This window comes from Escherichia sp. 94.0001, from assembly GCF_013369155.2.
In the GTDB taxonomy this organism is placed as follows: Bacteria; Pseudomonadota; Gammaproteobacteria; order Enterobacterales; family Enterobacteriaceae; genus Escherichia; species Escherichia coli_F.
In genome coordinates this window covers 1-2,633 of record NZ_JABWMS020000139.1, presented here as the reverse complement: position 1 = coordinate 2,633, position 2,633 = coordinate 1, and the positions used below count along the sequence as shown (strand labels likewise).

The 2,633-nt window shown below is 34.0% G+C and carries 4 protein-coding genes and 1 pseudogene; 1 reads left to right on the top strand and 4 read right to left on the bottom strand.

What is annotated here, in order from left to right; genetic code table 11:
- Positions 1–86, top strand: a pseudogene (locus tag HEN33_RS26590) (hypothetical protein); the annotation flags it as partial.
- Here the strand turns inward: HEN33_RS26590 and escU are convergent.
- The 4 genes from escU to escR all read right to left on the bottom strand — a co-directional run.
- Positions 83–1,120, bottom strand: a complete 1,038-nt coding sequence (gene escU, locus HEN33_RS24575) for a type III secretion system LEE export apparatus switch protein EscU (protein ID WP_001291686.1) — start codon at positions 1,118–1,120, stop codon at positions 83–85. The pseudogene HEN33_RS26590 and the gene escU sit on opposite strands and share 4 nt — an antisense overlap.
- Positions 1,113–1,889, bottom strand: a complete 777-nt coding sequence (escT, locus tag HEN33_RS24570) for a type III secretion system LEE export apparatus protein EscT (RefSeq protein ID WP_001002808.1) — start codon at positions 1,887–1,889, stop codon at positions 1,113–1,115. The genes escU and escT overlap by 8 nt, the downstream gene beginning before the upstream one ends.
- The gene (gene escS, locus HEN33_RS24565) at positions 1,889–2,158 is read right to left on the bottom strand and encodes a type III secretion system LEE export apparatus protein EscS (RefSeq protein ID WP_000447503.1); all 270 of its coding nucleotides are present in this window, start codon (positions 2,156–2,158) and stop codon (positions 1,889–1,891) included. Before escS ends, escT begins: the two co-directional genes overlap by 1 nt.
- A partial coding sequence (gene escR / locus HEN33_RS24560; protein WP_183083494.1) for a type III secretion system LEE export apparatus protein EscR occupies positions 2,158–2,633 on the bottom strand: 476 nt, incomplete at its 5' end. The genes escS and escR, both read right to left, overlap by 1 nt.

The following is a 2,633-nucleotide window of genomic DNA, read 5'->3' as shown; positions in this document are numbered from 1 at the left end:
ATGCAGTAGAACTCAGAAGACAATATGCAATGAAACTATATAAAACATACACTAAATTAAAAAACAATGAACAAATTATCGATTAATAATCAAGATCTATTGCTATACGAATCAATTGTGCTACAGGTTCAAAAAAGTCTTCTGTTATGTATTGTCCTTTATGTATGTTCTTATAAAGACTTCTTGCCAAAGGAATATCTTCAATCACTGGAATATCATAGAGTTCAGCCAGTTTAATGATCTGTAGAGCTTTGGCATCTTTTCCTGTTTCAATAACTAAAGGCAATGGAGTCTCCCCGAGTTTATAGTATAGGCAAATCGCAATGTGAGTCGGGTTTTTGACGATCACGGTTGATTTTTTGATGTTATTAGCCAGACTTCCACTTTGTATCTCAGAATGAAGGCGACGGCGCTCCCCTTTAATTTCAGGGTTACCATCAGTATCCTTGGCTTCTCGTTTCACCTCATCTTTACTCATTTTCATTTTCTTCAGTCCCTCATGCTTCTGGAACCAGAAATCAAATACTGAAAAGAGTAGATATCCGAATAACACGCCTTTCCATAAAAGAAAAACAAAAAAGGCAACAACGACAAGAGTTTGATATGCGTTCAGTCTTGTGAAATTTGCAAACTCATTTGCATATGAATGCCCCATAAAGTAAAAAATGAGAGTAATTATCACTAACTTAAATACTGACTTAAGCAGCTCAAAAATACTCTTTACAGAAAAAATATTTTTCAGGTTATTTTTTACACTAATCTTCTGAGCCGATGGTTTTATTTTTTCAACCGCAAAGATGAATCCTGTTTGTGATACACCAGTTGTAACAGTTCCAACAAAGACAATCAAAGAAATTGGCAAAATATACAATAAAAATATGTTTAATACCGCACCTAATATTTCACGAATGGCATACAAAAACGGTCTATTTAGCGAGTCTATAGTCGTATTAACTAACTCAACAACCTCAACGAAAAAACTCGCACCATATAAAGAAAAAAATGAAAATAAGATTAATGACTGCACTGCAGCCATTACCTCTTCACTTTTTGTTACATCGCCCTTCTTTTTTAGATCCCTTAGTTTTTTGGGTGTGGGCTTTTCTGTTTTTTCACTCATTAATCATGCTCGGTAACGATCTGTCAATTATGTCAGAATGAATATTTGCCGTAATAAAATCAGGGAAAACATGAATAACTAATAACAATATAAAGATTGCTATCAAACTTTTTACCGGCAGTGATAATGTGAATACGTTTAGCTGAGGCGCTGTTTTATTGAGAAACCCAAACCCCATATCACATAAGAAGATACCGATAATCATGGGAATTGAAAATGATAACATCAGTTTAATAAATGAATCCCATAGCGAAAATAAAAAATCTACTAAAGCACGATTGAATGCAATATCGGCTTGTAATGGTAATATCTCGTAGGATAAATACAACTTATCCAGAACGCTTTGTATCCCACCATGAATAACAAAGATCACAGTGATAAATTGGTATAAAATAACACCAGTGATAGAAGATGAATCACTTATAGACGGGTTAAAAATTGAAGATATTGTTGAACCTCTTAAAGTATCAATAATCTGCCCAGCCGCATCTATTGCCCAAAAAAGAATAGTAAATGATAACCCAATGAAAAAGCCTATACTTATTTCTTTTAGCACTATGCCTGTCAACTGAAAAATTCCGGATGGTAATTTTTCCGAAAATGTATAGTTCTCTACTATAATTGGAAGTGTAAACGCAATCATAATTGAGTTGCGTATAAAGTTACTGAGCAAAACACCTGTTGAAAATATTGGTAGAATAATAAACATCCCCAGCGGCCTGAGTATACAAAAAAATGATGATACTATGACCGTCATTATTTCATTCATTAGCCATTCACCTTCGGAATCATTTCAAATATTATCGACGAGAAGTTGATGATTGTTGTTCCCATCCAGTGATAAGTCAGGGCAAGCGTAGCAAACACTGCTATTATTTTTAGCAAAAAAGGCAATGTTTGATCCTGTAACTGCGTTATAGCCTGAACCAGGCTAATAATAATGCCGACAACAGAGGCCGCTATGACTGTAGGCAGTGAGAGGATAAATATTATCCAAAGCGTTTGCACACATAATTGAACAAAATATCCAGTTTCCATCAATTCACCACCAACAGAAATTCGAATAATTTTTGCCAGCCTCCAACAAGAATGAATAACAAGATCTTAAAAGGAATCGAAATTGTTACTGGCGATACCATCATCATACCCAAGGCCAATAAGATATTGGAAATGATCAAATCTATCGCAATAAAAGGTAAATAGAGCAAAAAACCTATCTTGAATGCAGCTTCAAGCTGCCCCATCGTGAAAGCTGGTAACAGTATAAATAGAGAGTCTTTTTTTAAGATAGTTTCATTACCCAATTTTTTTTGAGCTGCACGTTCAAAAAACTCAACATTTTCTTTCTCTGTATTTTTTTCTAAAAAACCGCGGTATGGTGATAATATTTTTTCATCAACTTTTTGAAAAAAATCAGAGTCGGTGTAATTGATTGGTTCCTGAGAAATATTATCATTTATCTGTAATATTATCGGAGACATAATAAACATTGTCAGTATCAAAGATACTGATG